The organism is Cellulomonas endophytica (assembly GCF_004123805.1).
GTDB lineage: Bacteria > Actinomycetota > Actinomycetes > Actinomycetales > Cellulomonadaceae > Cellulomonas > Cellulomonas endophytica.
Genome location: NZ_RWJX01000154.1, coordinates 1 through 2,374 on the forward strand (window position 1 = coordinate 1; position 2,374 = coordinate 2,374).

General features: G+C 79.9%; 3 protein-coding genes. All 3 read right to left on the reverse strand.

Annotated elements, in window-relative coordinates; genetic code table 11:
• On the reverse strand, nucleotides 1–635 hold a 635-nt coding region (gene folB, locus EJA20_RS18380; RefSeq protein ID WP_240675646.1), incomplete at its 3' end, for a dihydroneopterin aldolase.
• Nucleotides 632–1,555: a dihydropteroate synthase gene (folP, locus tag EJA20_RS18385; RefSeq protein ID WP_129339942.1), complete on the reverse strand. Its 924-nt coding sequence runs from the start codon at nucleotides 1,553–1,555 to the stop codon at nucleotides 632–634. The genes folB and folP, both read right to left, overlap by 4 nt.
• Before the next feature lie 67 nt (nucleotides 1,556–1,622).
• Nucleotides 1,623–2,222 (reverse strand): GTP cyclohydrolase I FolE, encoded by a 600-nt coding sequence (gene folE / locus EJA20_RS18390; protein ID WP_129339944.1) that lies wholly within the window; start codon nucleotides 2,220–2,222, stop codon nucleotides 1,623–1,625.
• Nucleotides 2,223–2,374 lie beyond the last annotated feature (152 nt).

Here is a 2,374-nt window from a genome sequence, read left to right on the forward strand (position 1 = left end):
GTGGTGGCGCCCGCCGCCGCACCCGTGGTGGCGCCGGCCGCGGCACCCGTGGCGGCGGCGGCGGCAGCGGCCGCCCCGAGGACCGGGGGCGGGTCGGCCGGGGCCGCGGCGGGCGCGTCGCCGGCCCGCACCTCGTCGAGCTCCTCGGCGGGGCTGCCGGTCGAGGCCTGGTCCGTGGCCACCGGCGCCGGGACGACCGGCACGCGCACCCGGTCGCGGCGGACGAGCACCGCGACGTCCCCGAACGGGACCGTGATGGGCGCCGACGGCTTGTGCAGCGCGACGTCGACCGTGTGCACCGCCGGGTGCTCGAGGGCCACCGCCGCCAGGCGCTCGGCCACCGTCTCGATGAGGTCCGCGGGCGAGCCCTGGAGCACGGCGTGGACGGCCTCGGCGAGGACGCCGTAGTGCACGGTGGCGGCGAGCGCGTCGCCGGCGGCGGCCGGGCGCAGGTCGAGGTGGACGACGACGTCCGCGACGAAGGCCTGCCCGTCGCGGCGCTCGTGCGCGAACACGCCGTGGTGGCCCGTGGCGGTGACGCCGAGGAGCCGCACCTGGTCGAGGGGGCGCCCGTCGTCGCCGAGCACGGGTCCGAGCGCGAGCGTGGCGTCCGTCGGCACGGGGCGCTGGCTCACCGGGCACCCCCCGGGGCGACGAGGTCGGCCGCGGCCGCGCCGGCCGGCGCGGCCGCCCGGGTCCAGGCGGCGGCCACGCGGACGGCGTCGGCGCTGGCCCGGACGGCGTGCACCCGCACGCACCACGCGCCGGCGGCGGCGGCGAGCGCCGTCACGGCGGCGGTGGCGGCGTCCCGGTGGAGCGGCGGCGCCGGCTCCCCGTCCGGGCCCGCCAGCAGGTGCCCGAGGAAGCGCTTGCGGCTCGCGCCGACGAGCACGGGCAGCCCGTCGGCGACGAGGGCCGGCAGGGCGGCCAGCAGGGGCCAGTTGCTCGCCCCCGACTTGGCGAAGCCGAGGCCGGGGTCGAGGACGAGCTGCTCGCGCCGCACCCCCGCGGCCTCGAGGGCGGCGACGCGGGCGCCGAGCTCCCGGCGCACGTCGGCCACCACGTCGTCGTAGCGGTCGCGCGCGTCCATGACGTCGGCGTGGCCGCGCCAGTGCATGACGACGAAGGGCACCCCGGTGGCGGCGACGACCTCCGCCATCGCGGGGTCCGCCAGCCCGCCCGACACGTCGTTCACCAGGAGCGCGCCGCGCTCCACCGCGGCCCGCGCGACGCCCGCCCGGGTGGTGTCGACGGAGACCGCGGCCCCCCGGGCGACGAGCGCCTCCACGACGGGCAGCACGCGGGCCCGCTCCTCCGCCTCGGGCACGCGCGACGCCCCCGGACGGGTCGACTCGCCCCCGACGTCGAGGAGGTCGGCGCCCTCGTCGAGCAGCCGCAGCCCGTGGCCCACGGCCTCCTCCGGGCGCAGCCACAGCCCGCCGTCCGAGAAGGAGTCGGGGGTGACGTTGACGACGCCCAGGACGAGCGTGCGACCGGGCGCCCGCAGCGCGGGGGGCAGCGGCGCCGGGCCGGTGGGGGCGGGGTCGGCGGTCACGGGACGAGACTAGGCCGCGGGACGGCCGGGCCGGGAGCGGTCGGGCCGGGGGCGGCGGGCCGGGGCGTCAGCGGCCCGCGACGAGGCTCATGGCCTCGGCCCGGGTCGCCGGCTCGCGCATCTGCCCGCGCACCGCGGAGGTCACCGTGCGCGACCCCGGCTTGCGGACGCCGCGCATGGACATGCACAGGTGCTCGCACTCGACCACGACGAGCACCCCGCGCGGGTCGAGGATGTCGACGAGGGCGTCGGCGACCTGCGCCGTCAGACGCTCCTGCACCTGGGGGCGGCGGGCGTAGACGTCGACGAGGCGCGCGAGCTTCGACAGGCCCGTGACGCGGCCGTCGTCGCCGGGGATGTAGCCCACGTGCGCGACGCCGTGGAAGGGGACGAGGTGGTGCTCGCAGGTGGAGTACACCTCGATGTCGCGCACGAGCACCATCTCCTGGTGCCCGAGGTCGAACGTGGTGCTCAGCGCCTCGCGCGGGTCCATGAAGAGGCCGGCGAAGACCTCGCGGTAGGCGCGGGCCACCCGGGCCGGCGTGTCGCGCAGGCCCTCGCGGTCGGGGTCCTCCCCCACCGCCGCGAGGAGCTCGCGCACGGCGGCCTCGGCGCGGGCCGCGTCGTAGGTGCCGGTGGCGCGCCCGGCGGCGACGAGCGGCGAGATCGCGACCGAGGCGGTGCTCCGCGCCGGGTCGGCGCCGGTCCCGTCGAGCGCGCGGGCCCGCGCCGCGGCGGCCCTGTCGGGAGCGGCACCCGCCCTGACGGCGGAGCGGTGGTCGGTGCTCTCGTGGCTCACGGCGGGCCCTCCAGCGGGCG